Source organism: Scytonema hofmannii PCC 7110, from assembly GCF_000346485.2.
Lineage (GTDB): Bacteria > Cyanobacteriota > Cyanobacteriia > Cyanobacteriales > Nostocaceae > Scytonema > Scytonema hofmannii.
Genome location: NZ_KQ976354.1, coordinates 5,199,941 through 5,217,800 on the forward strand (window position 1 = coordinate 5,199,941; position 17,860 = coordinate 5,217,800).

A 17,860-nucleotide genomic window follows, 5' to 3' on the forward strand; every position below is an offset into this window, starting at 1 on the left:
TTTATGATTCACGTCCGCCACGTCCGCGCTTGGATGACTTACGACGGCGACGTACAATCAACTTACTGCTGGCTTTCTTGGGTTTGCGAGTCTTGAGACCTAAAGCGGGTTTACCCCAAGGGGTGACAGGACCCGATCTACCAATAGGTGCTCTACCTTCACCACCACCATGAGGGTGATCTACTGGGTTCATCACACTACCTCTGACTTGAGGACGGCGACCCTTCCAGCGAACTCTACCAGCTTTACCTGCGCTGAGGTTTCTGGCGTCGAGGTTACCAACTTGCCCGATAGTGGCATAGCATTCACGGCGCACCATCCGGACTTCGGTGGAAGGCAACTTAAGAGTTACGTAATTACCTTCTTTTGCCACAACCTGAGCTGTAGCACCTGCAGCCCGAACAATTTGACCGCCTTTACCTGGCTTTAACTCTACGTTGTGGACGCTAGTACCCAAGGGAATGTTAGCTAGGGGTAAAGCGTTGCCATCTTCGATAGGCGAAGTTGGTCCGGCAATAATTGTTCTACCTACACCTACTCCATTGGGCTGTAGAATGTAACGCTTCTCGCCATCTTCGTATTGCAACAGCGCAATTCGTGCATTGCGGTTGGGGTCGTATTCAATTGCTATGACTTTAGCTGGAATCTCACGCTTATCCCGCTTAAAGTCAATGATGCGGTAGAGACGTTTGTGTCCGCCACCTCGATGACGGGTGGTGATACGTCCTTGATTGTTCCGACCTTTTGCACGATGGATCGATCTGGTTAAAGACTTTTCTGGTTCGCTTTTTGTAATTTCCGAAAAGTCAGAAATTGTGACCTGGCGAGTGCTGGGGGTATAAGGGCGAAAAGAACGAGTACCCATTTTCTTAAACCTCTGGGAATAAAACTTGTCTGATCTTCTCTACATCCCCAGCTGCGACTGTAACAATAGCTCGCTTGTATTGGGGTTTGAAACCTATAAATTTACCAACACGTTTCTTCTTGCGTGGTGGTAATGCGGTATTGACTCCTACAACTTTGACGTCAAATAAGTTTTCAATTGCCGCTTTGATTTCTGGTTTGGTCGCTTTTGGCGTCACTTCAAAAGTGTATTTGTTCTGCTCCATTAAGATAGTCGCCTTTTCAGTCAGAATTGGACGACGTATAAGATCGGGGAGCTTACGGAGGTCAAACTCCTGAGGTATCTTAGCCACCGTAGACCTCCTGAATCTTTTCTAAAGCTTGCGCTGTCACAACAATTTTGTCAGCATGGAGTAAGTCGTAAACGTTGAGTTGATCTGCTGGAATGAGCTTGAGATTTTCTACGTTCCGGGCTGACAAGTATACGTTTTCCTTGCGTTCCGCCAAGATTAACAGAGTCTTTCTTTCTTGAGACCCACCCCAACGAGCGATCGCACTTACCAACTCTTTTGTTTTAGGACGTTGCATTTGATCGCTAAATTCTTCTACCACAATCAAATCATCGATCCGGCTAGCAAATGCTGTTCTCAGTGCCAATTGCCGTTCTTTGCGGTTCATTTTGATTTCAAAATCTCTGGGTTTTGGTCCAAAGATCACACCACCACCGCGCCATAATGGTGAACGGATAGATCCAGCACGAGCTCGACCGGTTCCTTTTTGCCGCCAAGGTTTGCGACCGCCTCCTCGAACTTCCGAACGAGTTTTTGTACTAGCTGTTCCTTGGCGAGCATTAGCCATTTGTCTCACCAAAGCTCTATGAACGATGTGAGACGCTGTTTTTTCCTTGGCTACTTTCAAGTCGAACGTTGTTTGTCCGACTTGCTCTCCTTGCCAATTTTTGACTACACACTCAAACATTTTTTGTCCTTTGTCCTTTGTCTTTTGTCCTTTGTACGAGTGTCTTTTGTCCTTTGTCTTTTGTCCTTCGTCCGAAATCATGACTAATGACTAATGACTAATGACCAATGACCAATGACTAATGACGGACTTATGATTTTTTACCAACTATGGTTGCCGGAAGAACATTTACAATAGCTCCGGGCTTCCCAGGAACAGCTCCCTTGATCAGCAATAAGTTACGTTCTGAGTCTACTCGTACTACAGTGAGTTTGCGAATTGTGACTCGATCTCCTCCCAACCGTCCTGGCATCCGCTTTCCAGGATAGACACGACCGGGAGTCGTACCAGCACCGATTGAACCTGGTTGTCTGTGGTTTTTAGAACCGTGAGACATTGGTCCTCGACCAAAATTGTTGCGTTTTTGGTTGCCAGCAAAACCGCGACCTATACTTGTACCAACTACATCTACTATTTGACCTGCACTAAAAATATCTGCTTTAAGCTCTTGACCTAGAGAATAATCACTAGAGTTATCTATGCGATACTCATGCAAATGACGCACTGCTGGGGCAGATGACTTAGCCAAATGTCCTAACAGTGGTTTATTCAGTGCTTTTGGCTTTACTTCGCCATAACCCACTTGGATGGCGGAGTAACCGTCGGTCTGCTTTGTTTTGACTTGGGTAACGGTACATGGTCCCGCTTTGATAACAGTTACAGGAATAGCAATTCCATCACCATCAAATATTTGGGTCATGCCCAGTTTGGTGCCGAGAATACCTACAGACACAGTTACTGGCTCTCCTTACTTAACTTTTTTTCGTTAACATCGGATTTTAGACATTTGTATATATGCCCAGATAAGCATTTGCAGCTTTTTTGGGCTGACCTCTGAAGTCGAATCTGCTAGGTGTCACAGTTACAACTTCTTTGGGTCTTCACAACAGTCCCTACTGTTCGGTGAATCCGATTCTGTTTGTTTTCACCACACAGCCAGAATTATCTTCCATAGTGGAAGAACTCATTTCTGGATTAAATGCAAGGCACGAGAGCTTTGCTTTTCGTGCAGCAACGCTTTTATTTAAGCAGTTGATTCGGCACTCTTTCATTGCAGTAGTAAGACTTAGGTAGCAATCTACCCAGTATCCATCAACTGAGACTCACGCAATGCCACAAACAAACATTACTGCTCAGTTTTTTCTTTACTGCTCACCTCAAACACTTGTTTGAGATTTTTGCGGTCTTTTTCAAGGCTAAGAACTGAGTGTACTATGTACCCTAGGATAACCTTGGTTTTTCAACCAATTGACCCTTAGCATAGTTTATCCAGTTTACCAGTCTTTTGACCAATCCTTACTAGTTTATCCTATTTGGATGATTGTCACCAATTTTGATGACAAAACTATCCGGAAATGCCAATAGAATAGTTACCTGATTCTACTAAATGTCACGATCCGATAGTATAGCGTACAGATTTATATTTGTCTACAAATTTTTTACAGTGACCAATTCCACTCCCTACTCCCTACTCCCTACTCCCTACTCCCTAAATAACAGATAATAGAGATATCAAAGTGGGATAGGATAAAGAATAATCTATGGCATTAATTACCACTGGCAACGGTTTAATCCGCGATTTGGAGAAGCATGGTGCTCTCGGTGTGTACGTACCTCTCGAAGGAGGTTTTGAAGGTCGGTACAGACGCCGACTGCGTGCAGCAGGCTATATTGCCCTCAATTTGACTGCAAAGGGACTGGGAGATGTAGCTGCCTATCTCACGAAAGTTCATGGTGTTCGACCTCCACATCTCGGTAAAAAAAGCACGGGTAGTGGTGCAGCAGTAGGTTATGTGTACTACTTGCCACCAATTGTTAGCTCTCAGCTAGAACAACTTCCACCAAAATCCAAAGGTTTGGTGTTGTGGATTATTGAAGGGTCTGTTCTTTCAGATCAAGAAGTCGAGTTCTTGGCAACTTTACCTAGTATAGAACCACGCGTTAAAGTCATCATTGAGAGAGGAGGCGATCGCGCTTTCCGTTGGATGCCTTTAGAAAAAACTCTGGTAGCTGTCTAGAAAATAGGGAGTGGGGAGTAGGGAGTAGGGAGTAGGGAAGAGGGATTTTCATAACGAGCGTTGTGAGCGCTCCTCCGTGAGGATCTAGCTAGCGAAGCCGCAGGGGACAAGGGAAACCATAAAACTATTCCTCCTCCCTACTCCCCTCACAATGCCACACTTGCATCAATTAACTGATTGTGGCAAAGTTCCAGAAGCGTGCGGTTCAAAATTAATCTTGCTGATGAGAAAACAAATAAGCACCACGAAACGAAAGAGCGATCGCCATCACTAACAGAATCGGTATGCAATACCATGGAAACTGAGACAATGGCAAATAAGTCGCTCCACGCAATCCAATACTGGCGTAGGTCAGAGGTAACAAGTAAACCACCACTTTGAACGCAGCTGGTAAAGTACTGGGGTCAAAAAATGTTGCTCCCAAGAAAGACATAGGGATAATAATAAAATTGTTGTAAAGCCCTACTGCTTCAAGAGACTTCACCGTTAACCCCACAATAACACCCAAACCCGCAAACACAGAACAACTTAAAAGTAGTATCAGCAAAAACAGTGGATGGAGAAAACGCCAGTTACCACTAAACGCAATACCTACCACCATCACACCTAGCGAAGTCATCAACCCTCGCAGGACGCCTGCCAGCATTTTACCTGTGTGTAACGCCAGAGGATGCACGGGAACAAGCAATAATTCCTCAAAGTTTTTCGTAAAGAGTCTATCTCCACATATAGAGAACGTTGTTCCAACAAAGCTGACCGTCATTGATGACAGCGCTACCATTCCTGGCAATATAAACTCCAAGTAATTATCAAAACTACCACTTATCCCCGCTCCAGGTTTGATTGAGTTACCCAATCCAAAACCAAAAGCTAGAATGTATATCAAGGGAGATATAAGTCCTGATGAAGCAATTTGTACAACCCGTGCGCGTAGTTCCAGCCAATCCCCCCAAAAAATTGTGAGACTATCTGCTACGAGCGTTTGAAGTTGCGAAAATTTGAAACCCCTGCCTAAGAAAAGCACTTGTTGAGTAGCCACTTGATTTTTGTAAACGTAAGATTTTCTTAATAACTTTTAGTTTAAAATTTTTAATACATCAACTGCATTAGGTAACAGAAGGTATTAATCTTTGAAAGATTTGCCGATCTTGCCTTCACAAGGAACAATATATATCTATAGGAATCCTAAATTATTTATGAAAAACTTTAAGTACCGTAGGTAGGGCTAAAGCCCACCGCAAGCTTTAGTTGGTGGGCTTTAGCCCTACCTACGTGTATTTTAAAAATCAAATAGGATTGCTATAGACGGGCAAATACTGTCACGACTAGCCATACTAAAAGAGGGAGTAAATTCACAACCCCTCCCCACTGTCTAAAACATAACGTTAATTAAATCACTATGAGACGTAAATCTTCTGGTAGAACAGCTACCCCTCCCAGACCTACTACCCCTAAATCTTCTATTTTTCAATCTCCCTTATTTAATGTCACCACCATAGCAATTTTGGCAGGGGTGTTTGTTTTGGGCATTGGGATTGGTATTGCTTTTAGCTCCACAGCAACATTTACTCCCAATAACGTAGCTAGTAGAGAATTTATTGATACTAGAGCACCCAACCCCGAACTTTGCGTTCAGTATGGAGCTAGCGCTATGGTGATGGATACCCGGCTGTTTGTCACTCTCAACCCATTTAAAGTCTACGTTGGTCAGCCTAGTATGCGTCCTGGATGCGTTCTGCGTTCTAGTAACTGGGCTATTTTAGAGCAAAGGAAGCTGGTGTCAGGAGATCAGGTGAGAGAATGTAAAAATCGCCTGAATCATTTCGCATTCGTTGGTGACTTAAACGGTGATAAACCTGATATTAGTTGCACCTACGAGAATGATGATGCGAAAAACTTTTTCCTCAATAATCCAGGTGCTGCAGCACCAACTCTAGAAACAGAAAGGTTTTAATGGTTAGTGGTTAGTGGTTAATGGTTAGTGGTTAATAAAATAACAATTAGCCATTAGCCATTAACAATTAATTACGAATTTTGGGAAATGGTTGACCAAAATCAATGACCTCAGGAGCATCAGCGCCGTAAGGATAGTTGGGCGCACTGGGAACTGGAAAATTTGGTGTTCTTGAACGTGGGGTATTGTTGTAATTATTGGGTTGATTTGGAAAAAAAGCTGACGGAAGATTAGAATTCGGTGCTTGATAAGGATTGTTGGGTGCTAAAGGTGGAACTTGGACAAACGGTGCTTGGGGAGAGTAGTTGGTTGTTGGGGGTAAATTTGTAAATTCAGAGGGCGCATTCAAAGATGGTGGCGCACCATAGATATTTGGTGTGAAATCGTTTGCTGGTTGTGGAGGATAAATACCAGACGGTAAATAACCAGATGGTTGTGAAGGGTAAATACCAGGCGCTAAAGAACCTGATGGTTGTGGAGGATAAATACCAGGTGGTAGATTTTCTGAGAATGGTGGGTTAATAGTTGTTGGTGGAAAATTTCCAGGTGAAGGAGGTAAGTCGCCCGGAGGTAAGTAAGTATTGTTACTAGAAATTGCAGGACGTAACACCCAACGATTGGCTTGCCGAGACAGAGGTTGTAATTGTACTCTTGCTGGATCTAGGAGAGATCCAGGAGCTAAATCTAGGACAATACGAGTTACATCTGCATTTAATTGGGAAATACGGATGCTTTGGATTGCGCCAGAATAATTTTGTCGAGTGGAAACATTGCCTAGTTTGGTATCTGGCAAATCGACAACAATGCGAGGCGGTTGGGCAAGATAAAATTGGCGCGGTTGAGAAGCTGCTGAGAGCGAAATTTCTAGTTGTAACGCTTCTGGATTGAATCGCCAATCTTCCAACCGCGCTATTTGCTGTGCATAACTACTACCAGTATGGAGAGCGATCGCAACATACGAGCCAAGCAAGCCAATCCCAAATAGATGCTGGCAGTAATATACAAGTGGTCTGTGCTTACCCATACGCTCAATGCTCCTTACTTTTACTTAGCAGTAGTAGATCATTCTAAATATGGCATCAGTTTGTACTTAATGGGTATTTAAGTGGTTAGATTTTTCAGGGATTTTTTCAGGTGTCGCTGTCAAGTTAATAGCCTCTGAACTACCATCCATACTGAGAGTTCCTGCTAAATCCTGTTTAGGAGTCAGTTGAGCTTGTATTTTAACTAAACTCAAAGAAGGACTTTGTTGTGTTGCAGCATTGGGAGTATGGCAAAGAATGGCTCTAGGCACTTTTCCTGATAGGCTTAGCTGTCGATGATTCAATTTACCTGTCAGAGAAGAGGTGGTTTTATTAGCTGTAGACATTTTAGTGTTAAGATTTGCTGATTGTACAGAACCATTCAAGTAAACGCCTGACTGCTGAATATTTAATACTACGGGATTGGACTGTTTGCAGATTTGCAAATTATCGTTAAGCACTAAACGGTAGTGACTGTTTAACGTTGGAGCAGCCTTAAGATTGCTTTCACCATAAGCTGTGACAACTTTAAACAAAAGCAGTACGGAACTTATCGCTGTGCCATAGAAGACTAAAGATTTTAAGTTGAAATGGTGCATATTGGGGAGTAGAGAGTAGGGAGTAGGGAATAGGGAAAAGACTATTGACCTGGTCACTGGTCACTGGTCACTGATCACTGGTCACTTCTGTTGCCAGTATAGGTCCGAGGTGAGAAGTGACTTGATTGTAACGACGGGTGATCAGCAGCGATGAGCGACACTCAATGGCTAATTCATCTGTATATCTTCCCAACGTTTGACGTTCGATCCCCCAAGCACGGCTTGTTCCTGCAATGGTAAGGTCAACACTTTCTGAGGCGGCGACTACAGCTTGAATCGGCTCTGCAATTTCAACGACTTTGATGTCAACGCGATCGCGCACGCTACGAGGCAATTGCTCCATGATATTGCGAAGTTCATTACTTAATTCGTTTTTGACTTGCTGATTTCCCACCACCTGTAAAATTTGTAAGCGTCGCGTATCGCTATTGACCAACAATCTCAGAGCAAGTACTAATGCTAAATCATCGTGAATATTTGCTGAGTAAGGTACTAACAAACGTTCGAGGCGTTCTTCTCCGCGATCGACAAATACGGCTACATCAACTGGCGCAGTTAAAAGAATTTGACCAACTCGTCCACCCAAACGATTCTTACTAAAAGCTGGGCGATGCCATCCTACTAAGATGAGGTTGGCTTGTTCTAGTAAAGCGATTTGGGAAGTTTCTCTAGCAACATTATTTGACACGCGAACAATGGGATGTACGTAAGACCGTGAAGCGGAAGGTTCTAAACGTTCAATCAATTCTTCTAGTTGATAGCGGCGCTGTGTAATTAACTTCTCTGCTTCTACAGGAGTACTTTCAAAAGCGTAGTCTTCTTGCAGTTGAATCAAACTGAGGGGATGAACAACCGCAGATTGTCGAGAATTCATTGCAATTGCAACAGCCAACTGTACCAAACCTTTTTGGGTGCCTGGATTTGCTACGGGTACCAAAATTCGGTAAGAGATGGGGTAAATATCATCAGTTGTGGTATCGCGATCGCTTGTTACTTCCTCTGATTCTGGCTCCAGTACATCTAACATCATTAACTTCTTAGGATAAGTCATCTCAAGCAGTGGCGATGTCATGAATGTTGTCACAAGTGCCATAATCACCAGCATGGTAAACAATAGAGGTGATATAACTCCAAGGCTAAGACCAATGTTAAGTACTATGAGTTCGGTTAAGCCGCGAGTATTCATTAACCAACCTAGTGCAGAAGCTTCCCGATTTTCTATCCCGCTAACACGGGCGGCTACGTAAGTTCCAATGTATTTCCCTGCGATGGCAACTCCCAAAACTGTCAAACTTAGTAACCACAATTCTGGGCTGTTGAGCAACCCAATTTCCGTTCGCAAACCGCTATAAGCAAAAAACACTGGTAGCAAGAAGATTAAAACAAAATCTTCGGTTTTGATTGCTAATTCTTTGACAAGCTCGGCATTTTTGGGCATGATTGCTCCTAACAAAAATGCTCCAAATATCAAGTGGATGCCAATGAGTTCTGTAATCAGAGCAGACGCAACAACTCCCATGTAGATTAAAGCCAGAACCAATTGACTGAGACGTCCGGAGCGGCGGTAGTAGATGGCAAAACGCTCTAGGAAAGACCGCCCCACGGTCACCATGAAGCCAATATACACGAGAGAATAGAGGATTGTGGGGATAGCTTTGGCAAAGCTACCAGTATTTGCCACTGCGATCGCAACTGCCAACAAGCACCAAGCGGTGACATCATCAACTGCAGCACATGTTAATGCCAAAGTCCCCAAACGAGTTCCCTGTAGATTATTCTCAGTGATGATTCGGGCTAGTACGGGAAATGCAGTAATTGACATGGCTGCGCCCAAAAATAGGGCAAAAGCGGTAAACGAAACACTACCATTAGAAACCAAAGGATAGAGAAGTACTGCAAGCAACGTTCCGAGAGAAAACGGCATTAAAATACTGACGTGAGATGTCAAGATTGCCACTTCTAGATTACCGCTAAGGTATTTGGGATTCAGTTCTAATCCAATTAGAAACATGAAAAAGATGAGTCCAACCTGAGATAGTACGTTTAGGAAAGGAACTGTCTCTGGTGGAAATAAGGTAGCTGCTAACCCCGGAGCAACCAAACCAAAAAAAGACGGACCGAGAAGAATCCCGGCTACAATTTCGCCGATAACAAGTGGTTGGTTAATCCACCGGAAGGCAAGCCCCACCAGTCTGGACAGCCCAATAACAATCAGTACCTCAAGTAGAACGAGAACAACTGTGTGCATGGTTTCCTCCCTGACTAGCGACAACCTGATGTCCCTAAGATAATTCTTTATATCACTGAAAGATGTCAACTTTATTCAGCAATTTTGCGATTAGTTGCCATAGTCTTGAATATTAATTCTTCTTGAGACACAGTTACCACCGTTAAAACCAGGGGATTTTTAATTTTATTTTTTTAGAGAAATATACTGAATATCCCATGATTGGCATAACGAAACCCGGTATCTCCAAGATACCGGGTTTTTAAGACTCAGTATTTGTTTACAACTCGAACAGAATTGCTATATCATTTGAGATTTATCATAAGTTGTTCCATGCAACAAAAAGTTAACTAATGGTGATGTCATGAGTGTAGTGACAATTGCCATTATCACCATAATTGTGAATAAAGTTGGGGTAATTATACCTTGTTCCAACCCAATATTCAGGATAATTAATTCCATCAAACCTCGTGCATTCATCAAAGCACCAATAGTGGCTGATTCGCGCCAATTTTCACCTGCCAATTTTGCAGCTAGCATACAAGCAATACCTTTACCAAAAATAGCAATTGCCACAATTAAAGCTGTTATTGCCCAAAGAATCGGTGTATTAACCAATCCAATTTGAGTGTTAAGTCCAGAAAACACAAAAAATATAGGCAATAAAAGAGAGGTGGTCAAAAATTCCGTGCGTTCGCGAAGTTGTTCTGCAAACTCACCTCTTGGCATTGCTGTTCCGATAATAAATGCACCAAAGACTGCATAAATACCAACTGCATCGGTGATCCAAGAACAAAACATCAAGAGTGTAAATACTAAAGTTAGAGTTTGAACGGTCAATTCACCATCTCGTTTTACCATCTTATTAAAGATAGTGAGCGCAGGTCTTGCCACAAAAGTTGTCATTAGTACGTAAGCAATACCACCACCAATGGCAAACGCTGCAATACTTGTGTTGGTGTGAATACTTGCTAATACAATAGCTAGCAAACACCATGCTGTTGCATCATCAATGGAACCAGCGGCTAATGCCAAAGTTCCAAAATGAGTTTTCGCAATACCACGTTCGTAGAGCATTCGGGCTAACATGGGAAATGCCGTGATTGACATGGAAGCACCTAAGTATAGTGCTGCAGCCCAAGGGCTGACACCTTGTTTAAATAAATCGCCCCTATTAACAAGGAAGAAAGCAGCTATACTGCCCAAGCAAAATGGCACAAGTATCCCCGCTACAGAAACTAAACCTGCACTCTTGAGCCTTTGCTTAATAATTTCAGTGTTAAATTCCAAACCAATTAAAAACATATAGACAACCAACCCAATTTGACTGATAGCAAAGAGAATTGACATTGATGGGTTGGGAATTTTTTCTCCAGTGGCAAGTATGATGGGAACTTTAGGAAACAACCATTGCTGTATGCTGGGTGCGATCGCACCAAAAAGCGATGGTCCCAACATAACACCTGCGATCATTTCGCAGACAACATCCGTTTGCCCTAGGTAGCGCCGCCCAATAACCGTGACAATGCGACAAGCGGCTAAAATTACTGTTAACTGCAGTAATAGCCTTAAAATTAGCTCAAAATTTGACATCGTGTTCCCTATTTGGAGAATTCATGCCATTCATCTACAAGTTAGCTTTCGGATCATCCATAGATGAACAAACACGACACTCCAATTGTTTAAATTGACATCACAGTTGTAAACTTCACAACAGCGTAATGTACAGTGCCTAAGGATAATTTTTAACATATAATAGCAAGTTTCTCTGATTCTTCAATGTCTCTAATTTTACGAGGAGCGTTAATAGGTATTTCCCATTCCACACTAGTCATGGCTATTCAGGTGAAATCAGCCTAACGTTGGGAAAGTAGGTGCGATAGCGATTGACATCACGAGTAATGAGAGGAAAATTAGCAATGCTAGCATGGGCACCAATGTAGAAATCAGGCAATGGGGAGGTTCTTGCGCCACCACGACGGCGGTAGTTAAGAAAACTTTGACCTGCTAGGAATGCTGCATCCCAAGGTAAAGGGAGACGTTCAAATAGATCTTCTGACAATGCAGTTATGAGTTCCTGTTCTTGGGGAAAGCCGACAGCAATCTCCGCATAGATAATGGGATTAATGGCAAGTCGGTCTTGACTGGCATAGGTTGTCAGTTGAAGGGCTGACCAATCAAACCAGTTGGGATCGTTGGTAAAAATGTCGAGAATAACGTTGCTGTCTACCAAGACGGTCATTGATTATCGTCGTTGCGGGTAAGGGTCATGATTTGGTCAGTGGTGAGATTTCCAGCCGCGCAACCCCGCATGGTGTCAATCCAGGTTAGGATTTTATCAGTAGGTTGTATTTTCTTGAGATAAATGCGATCTCCTTCGATTTCAAACGCTAATTCTACGTCAGGAGAAATGCTTAGCGCCTCTCGAATTTCAGGAGGGATGGTAATCTGACCGTCAGGTGTAATTCGCATAGTGTATTTGTTGTTCAAGCGTTCTTATTTCCTCATATTACTGTATTGTAAAAATTTCTTGCTAATTTAAAAATAATTCTGTCGAATGGTAGCGCGATCGCGATGAAGAACCAAACAAAAGAATTGATAAGCAATTTTGAGGAAACATACACTATTACAGAACTAAAAACCTAACTTTATTTATGGAGACAAAATAAAGCGTAGCAACTTTATTAAATCCCCCCTTTAAAGCGTGGGGAAACATACCTGCCCTCAGACGAGCGTACTTCTGCCTTCTTAATCGGTTCTTCACATAGCGACTCATGCTCAGTTTGGTACCATTTAGTATGTTTTGTAAACCGAGTCTAGCTTCCCGTTCTCTCAGCCAAAGACGCTCTGATATTCGTTCACAACCACTGTCCGCCTCGGAAGCGCCAACGCACAAAGATAATCCGCATTAAACTTTGTGAAACTAAAAAAACTGCTAACCACACAACACTGTAATGCTGAAGAAATACACCTAAGGGGGGATAACTAGGTATAGGTAAGATGCGAAAGATGCCTACTATGAACCAGATAAATATCATTTCCCAGATCCCTGCAAAGAGTTGATAAGCTGCAGGCCAGTCTCGATCCCAACGGTATTTTTGAATTTGGTCGTATACAAGATCCCATCCCAAACCAAAGATAGCGACATAAGCTAGTATCCAAAAATAAACCGCGCTTGGATAAGAACCTATCCAACCAATCGCAAACGGTATAGATACCACTACACCTACAGTAGCAAGTAATAACAATCGAGTTTGCCACCGACCAAATAAAGTAGGAGTCATAATATATAGTGAAATGTTTGGGAAGAAGGCTTATATAGCAATCTTATTTGATTTGTGACAATTTACTGTGTCCAGATCCCAGACTTCTTTAAGAAGTCTGGGATCTAACTTTTCACGAATGATTTCAGATTGCTATAGGATTCCTATTTGATTTTTGAACTACACGTAGGTAGGGCTACGCCACACAAAAGCTTTATGTGGTGGGCTTTAGCCCTACTAGCCCTGTCAAGGTGAGATCAAAACCCTCCTCTCGAACTGTGGGGGACTCAGACCCCCGGATTTTGTGATTATATTATCAGTGGTTCGCAAGAACAATTATTTATTTCTACTCCTGTAATGTTTATTTTTGAGGCAAAAAAAGAAGATATTAACGGCGGTCTCGGTCAATGCATTGCAGCAATGGTTGCAGCACAATTATTTAATCAAAGTCAAGGCAAGGAGATTGAACGTATCTATGGGTCTGTTACTACCGGAACTAATTGGAGATTTTTATTTATAGAAAGAACGACTGTTTATATAGATTCAGTGGAGTACTATATTAAAGAAGTTGATAAAATTTTGGGGATTCTATTGCAACCTTTCCTGCCTATTTTAACTACTCTTTAAGCAAATTTCATCAGCGTGCATCAGCGGTTCATTTTTTGGATTTTTGCAAGAAGTCTATTAAATATTTGAATTAAAAGAAAACATTGACCCAACAAATGTTGATAAATGTTGGGTTTCGTTCCTCAACCCAACCTACGAGAATTTATTAACGAGCAAGTTGGTAGTCAGAAATAGAATTGTACTCACTCATCGCTTCCCAACTCATAACATCTTCTAACAAGGTCTTATATCCTAAGGTATTAGGATGGAGACCATCAGCACTGACTCGCTTCAGCCTCCAAGCTTCACCTTGTTCCATCCATTGCTCGAAAATATCGAGATAGGGAATACCCCGTTCAATACAAGCAACTTTAGTAGCTTCTTTGTAACGGTGTTGATCGGTATGATTGAAGTAGAAGCAGTCAAGAAAAGGCATCTTAGCTTCATCGACTGGCATCATTCCTACAAATAAAACCGGGCATAGTTGCTGTGCTAGATCGAGTAAAACAGCAATTTCTGATTCAAAAACGGCAAAGTCTGTAAAATTCCGTCCATTAGGACGACTTAACCGCGCTGAATCATTGACTCCTACCGATAAAATAATCAAGTCGGGAACTTGGTTTCGCAGTTCACCACGATGGCGAAACTCGGCTTCTAATCTGTGGGCTACTTGCTGGGTGCGATCGCCCCTTACTCCCAAATTATAAAGAACGTGACCCGGACTGTCGGGTGACATCCAACTCCGCCGCAGTCGCTCAACCCAACCTCCTCCTTCTGGGTCGCCAAATCCATAAACTAAACTATCTCCTAGCGCTACGATTTTCAAGGGCTGACAGAGTTTCGGTACAACTGACAGATGCATTGGGGAACGTGCTTTAAATATCTGCATCTTAAAATTTTACATTTTATATCTCTATAGAATTCTATACAGTTCTATACCATTGATGGCAATACTGACAATTTTTCTATATTTTTCTATAGTAGCTTCATAACAACTACTGATTTTTTGACACAAACTTTACAATTTTTTATTTTACTCACAAATTATGATATGTAATCTAGTTTACGGAGACTGGTTCAATACCCACTTTAGCCAATTGCTAAAAGAACTCACGGCATTTAAGCGCTTGATGCTAGGCGCACGAGCAGCAGCAAGACCATCAACAGCACACAAACAGGCATATTGCAATCCCAGGAAGCTATCAACAGCTGCATAGGGACCACCTAAGGTTATTGCCCCAGCCGCATAGATTTGACCTTTCCCATGGCGCATTTCAACAACTTCAAAATTATTTGCCACAGATAACCTTCCCAGATGGTTCAACGGCAAGCTGTAATGTTTCACCAAATCTGCTAAGAGGGGGTTGACTTGTACTTTGGCATCTAGCCCAGTGGCATCAACAATAAAGTCGGCTTCTAAAGTCATTTGCCCAAAACCCTTTTCTTGAATGTAGGTGACTGGACGGTTTTGAGTATCCCGTTCTACTTTTTCCACTTCACCGAATTCAATTTTATACCAACCTTCTCTTAATCCTTCTTCAGTAATACGTTGCCAGTCATGACGATCTGCTGTGGTAGTTCCACCCCAATCTGCTAGCAAGCGTTTGCGTTCGTCGGGACTGGCTTTTTCCAGTAAGGCGCGGAGTTCGCCACCCCAACAGGCTTTGGGCCAATTGAACGGTTGGTATTCGTAATGATTCTTGACAAGACGCTGTGCTTTCTCATATTTATTGCCCATTGGTTTGGGCGATCGCATCAAGTGTAAAACTGTAATATTGCGATTACTCCGCCGTGCTTCATAAATGCGCTGCATAATTCTGGAAGCCACAATTCCCCGTCCCCGCAGCAAGACTTTCCCACCTTTTTTTTCCAGTTGTTCGTAAATGTGGTTGTGTTCTTCGTAAGCATTGACAACAGACTTAAAATCTTGATACTTCTCACGATAAGCTTGCAAGTCGGGAAGAAACTGAATCGCTGGATAACCAGTTGCCAAGTGCAAATGACGAGCCACGTGAAAAGCATGGCTTCCCGGTCCTTGAGAGTAAGCGACACAATACCTACCATCATCCGTTTTCCGAATTGCCCGTATCCGTCCGTGACGGTAAATCTTATCCCAGCCTATGCGTTTCGCTTCCCTGTCAATAGAACCAAAGACATTTCCCGCACGGGGTGTATAAGTTTCAGCAAAAGTTGGCTCATTAAAAACTTGCCACAAATACCGAAAAGATTGGTCTAATTTCCCTTGAGAAAAGTCATGCCATGCTTCTCGTAAAGCATAACTCGGCCAACCCCAAATATTATCAGGACAAGAATCGGAATTTGAACGCAGACGTTCGTGCAAAGGAATTTGGGAATTCAGGCAAAGGCGCTTGTATCGGGCATAAGGTTCTTTTTCCAACCCCAAAGCCACAATATTTTCACTCCTAACACCAGACATTCTCAGTAAATCTACCCAGATATAGCTACCTAACCCAGCCCCAACTGCAAGATAATCGCTCTCACCTACTGGTAACCCCGTTGCGTGTAGCGCTTGCACGGGAACTTGTTCTTCCTGAAATACGGATGGTGGAAAATTGCTACCCAATGGTGTTGCAGGTGGGGAAGCAGGTAGGCTTGGGTCTGGAAGATTGGTGTTGGGGTTGAACTGGATAGCAGAGTGAACTGTAGGAGTCGGTGCAGGTGTGCCAGCAACAGCAAGGGTCACAGTAATTATGTAGGGACCGATTTGTACGGTATCGCCACTGGCAAGAACGCTGCGCGTCTGACGTTGACCGTTCACAACAGTGCCATTAGTACTATTTTGGTCAGTCACCACTAACTGACTTTGTTCCCAATCAATCAAAACATGGAAACGAGACACTTGACTGCTATTCAGCAGCATACGAGCAACACGGTGTCCATTGAGTTCGGCAGGTAAGGCAGCAAAATCACGACCAAGAGCGATCGGTGCATTTAAACGCGGTTCTCGTCGTTCCCCTGTGGTAGGATCGTCCCAAGTTAATTGAATTTGTAAATTATTAGACATTAGTTAATAATTAATAGCAAATAATCATTTAGTTATAAACTATACAACTACTCCTGTCCCGCCTAAAGATTACTTATTTAAATGAACCGCAAAGACGCAAAGGACACGTTCGCGTTCGCGTAGCGTGTGCTTTGCACATAGCGTCTCGAAGAGAAGAAAGACGAGAAGAAAATCGGTAATCTTGTAGCGAGAAGGGAATCAGAATTCTTCTTGTCTCCCTTGTCCTGCTTTCCCTAAACACCCGGTGGGACTAAAACGCTCATTGCTGCAGCTAAAGATGTCCCGCACCAAGGACAACCGACTTGTAAATGTTCTGAGGAAGAAACTTTATGACATTTGGGACATTCCAAACCGTAAAATCCCTGCTGTACAGGTGGAGTCGGTAAATGATGGTGATGTCCTTGGACTGCTGGTTGCTGTCTGACAGGAGGCGTAGGTTGGTGGGGGTGATATTGTCCTTGCCTTGCTGCTGGTGTAACAGCTTGGGAATTTGCTACCTGTGGTTTTGGTGGGGCTAAAAGTGTTTCTGGAACGCTGCTAGTTGAGGAGATATAAACAGCAGTTACGTGGAGTTGTTGCTGCCCTAAATAAATACTACTGCCTTGATTCAGTCTTAATGTACCTTGAACCAGTTGTTGTCCATCTACAAGTGGAGGATTCTGTTCTCGCAAATTTCTAATAAAAAAGCCTTGCTGTTGTGAATGAAAGTAAATTTCAACGTGCAACCCTGACACAGTGGGATGACTCAGTACAATGTCACATCGAACTGGATCGCGACCAATACGAACAGTACCTTGATTTTTACTTTGCTGTTGTTCGTATATTTTCTGAGTTTTGTCTTTTCCTGCATCCTGCCACTGTAAAGTGAGTGAGTTCATCTTTCCAACACCGTAATATTAATCAATAACTTCAATTCCTAGCTGTGTGATTCCTAACACGATTAATAGAAGTAAGCAACTGCTTCTAGAAGGTCAGTCTAGTATTTAAGATAGGGGGCAATACTTTGTAAATGTTTCGTAATATAACTCAAACTCAAACCGACTAAAGGCGATCGCAACCCCGCTCTTGACTTGAATTCAGTAAATTTCACGAGGTAATCGGTAATCATTATGTTTTACAACTTTATGGAGTCAAGTTGGATTAAAGTATTTTCGCTCTGAGCGCAGCAATCAATAGCAACTGAGTCTTGGGAAGCTAGTTCTTTGAAATCGTTGCTTCCTAATTGCATAATGGCTTGATTGTTTTAGATAAAACAACGAGGCTTCTACGTAATCGATGCTAAATCT

Annotated in this window: 17 protein-coding genes and 1 pseudogene; 3 read left to right on the top strand and 15 right to left on the bottom strand. The window is 42.8% G+C overall.

Annotated features, from left to right (window positions below):
• Nucleotide 1: 1 nt before the first annotated feature.
• From rplB to rplC, 4 genes are all read right to left on the bottom strand, one after another.
• The gene (rplB, locus tag WA1_RS21575) at nucleotides 2–865 is read right to left on the bottom strand and encodes a 50S ribosomal protein L2 (RefSeq protein ID WP_017748872.1); all 864 of its coding nucleotides are present in this window, start codon (nucleotides 863–865) and stop codon (nucleotides 2–4) included.
• Between the two features lie 4 nt (nucleotides 866–869).
• Nucleotides 870–1,196, bottom strand: coding sequence for a 50S ribosomal protein L23 (locus WA1_RS21580; protein WP_017748871.1), 327 nt, complete (start codon nucleotides 1,194–1,196; stop codon nucleotides 870–872).
• Nucleotides 1,189–1,821, bottom strand: a complete 633-nt coding sequence (gene rplD / locus WA1_RS21585; protein ID WP_017748870.1) for a 50S ribosomal protein L4 — start codon at nucleotides 1,819–1,821, stop codon at nucleotides 1,189–1,191. Before rplD ends, WA1_RS21580 begins: the two co-directional genes overlap by 8 nt.
• A gap of 130 nt (nucleotides 1,822–1,951) precedes the next feature.
• Complete coding sequence (gene rplC / locus WA1_RS21590) at nucleotides 1,952–2,593, bottom strand: 50S ribosomal protein L3 (RefSeq protein WP_017748869.1); 642 nt, start codon at nucleotides 2,591–2,593, stop codon at nucleotides 1,952–1,954.
• An 808-nt stretch (nucleotides 2,594–3,401) separates the two neighbouring features.
• Between rplC and ndhN the strand changes: the two genes are divergently transcribed.
• A complete protein-coding gene (gene ndhN / locus WA1_RS21595; RefSeq protein ID WP_017748868.1) occupies nucleotides 3,402–3,878 on the top strand; it encodes an NAD(P)H-quinone oxidoreductase subunit N in 477 nt (158 codons plus the stop codon).
• Nucleotides 3,879–4,089: 211 nt separating this feature from the next.
• Here the strand turns inward: ndhN and WA1_RS21600 are convergent, their stop codons facing one another.
• Nucleotides 4,090–4,917 (bottom strand): ABC transporter permease, encoded by an 828-nt coding sequence (locus WA1_RS21600; RefSeq protein WP_017748867.1) that lies wholly within the window; start codon nucleotides 4,915–4,917, stop codon nucleotides 4,090–4,092.
• A 360-nt stretch (nucleotides 4,918–5,277) separates the two neighbouring features.
• Between WA1_RS21600 and WA1_RS21605 the strand changes: the two genes are divergently transcribed.
• Nucleotides 5,278–5,832, top strand: coding sequence for a DUF3172 domain-containing protein (locus WA1_RS21605; protein WP_017748866.1), 555 nt, complete (start codon nucleotides 5,278–5,280; stop codon nucleotides 5,830–5,832).
• Between the two features lie 67 nt (nucleotides 5,833–5,899).
• On the opposite strand, the gene WA1_RS21610 is transcribed toward WA1_RS21605, so the two are convergent.
• The 7 genes from WA1_RS21610 to WA1_RS21640 form a co-directional block, all read right to left on the bottom strand.
• Nucleotides 5,900–6,856, bottom strand: a complete 957-nt coding sequence (locus WA1_RS21610) for an AMIN domain-containing protein (protein WP_017748865.1) — start codon at nucleotides 6,854–6,856, stop codon at nucleotides 5,900–5,902.
• 66 nt (nucleotides 6,857–6,922) lie between these two features.
• Nucleotides 6,923–7,510: a hypothetical protein gene (locus WA1_RS21615; RefSeq protein ID WP_272819195.1), complete on the bottom strand. Its 588-nt coding sequence runs from the start codon at nucleotides 7,508–7,510 to the stop codon at nucleotides 6,923–6,925.
• A gap of 10 nt (nucleotides 7,511–7,520) precedes the next feature.
• The gene (locus tag WA1_RS21620; protein WP_017748863.1) at nucleotides 7,521–9,701 is read right to left on the bottom strand and encodes a cation:proton antiporter; all 2,181 of its coding nucleotides are present in this window, start codon (nucleotides 9,699–9,701) and stop codon (nucleotides 7,521–7,523) included.
• Between the two features lie 279 nt (nucleotides 9,702–9,980).
• Nucleotides 9,981–11,273 (bottom strand): cation:proton antiporter, encoded by a 1,293-nt coding sequence (locus tag WA1_RS21625; protein ID WP_017748862.1) that lies wholly within the window; start codon nucleotides 11,271–11,273, stop codon nucleotides 9,981–9,983.
• Between the two features lie 244 nt (nucleotides 11,274–11,517).
• A complete protein-coding gene (locus WA1_RS21630) occupies nucleotides 11,518–11,922 on the bottom strand; it encodes a type II toxin-antitoxin system VapC family toxin (RefSeq protein ID WP_017748861.1) in 405 nt (134 codons plus the stop codon).
• Nucleotides 11,919–12,152 carry an AbrB/MazE/SpoVT family DNA-binding domain-containing protein gene (locus WA1_RS21635; protein WP_017748860.1) on the bottom strand — a complete coding sequence of 78 codons (234 nt, stop codon included), beginning with the start codon at nucleotides 12,150–12,152 and terminating at the stop codon, nucleotides 11,919–11,921. The genes WA1_RS21630 and WA1_RS21635 overlap by 4 nt, the downstream gene beginning before the upstream one ends.
• A gap of 386 nt (nucleotides 12,153–12,538) precedes the next feature.
• Nucleotides 12,539–12,964: a hypothetical protein gene (locus WA1_RS21640; protein WP_017748859.1), complete on the bottom strand. Its 426-nt coding sequence runs from the start codon at nucleotides 12,962–12,964 to the stop codon at nucleotides 12,539–12,541.
• A gap of 276 nt (nucleotides 12,965–13,240) precedes the next feature.
• Here WA1_RS21640 and WA1_RS21645 point away from each other — a divergent pair.
• Nucleotides 13,241–13,570: pseudogene (locus tag WA1_RS21645) on the top strand (hypothetical protein); the annotation flags it as partial.
• Nucleotides 13,571–13,715: 145 nt separating this feature from the next.
• On the opposite strand, the gene WA1_RS21650 reads toward WA1_RS21645, so the two are convergent.
• From WA1_RS21650 to WA1_RS21660, 3 genes are all read right to left on the bottom strand, one after another.
• Entirely contained in the window at nucleotides 13,716–14,438 is a 723-nt protein-coding gene (locus WA1_RS21650; protein WP_081402913.1) for a GDSL-type esterase/lipase family protein, read from the bottom strand.
• Between the two features lie 174 nt (nucleotides 14,439–14,612).
• The gene (locus WA1_RS21655; RefSeq protein ID WP_017748856.1) at nucleotides 14,613–16,574 is read right to left on the bottom strand and encodes an FHA domain-containing protein; all 1,962 of its coding nucleotides are present in this window, start codon (nucleotides 16,572–16,574) and stop codon (nucleotides 14,613–14,615) included.
• Between the two features lie 233 nt (nucleotides 16,575–16,807).
• Complete coding sequence (locus WA1_RS21660) at nucleotides 16,808–17,452, bottom strand: FHA domain-containing protein (RefSeq protein ID WP_017748855.1); 645 nt, start codon at nucleotides 17,450–17,452, stop codon at nucleotides 16,808–16,810.
• Nucleotides 17,453–17,860 lie beyond the last annotated feature (408 nt).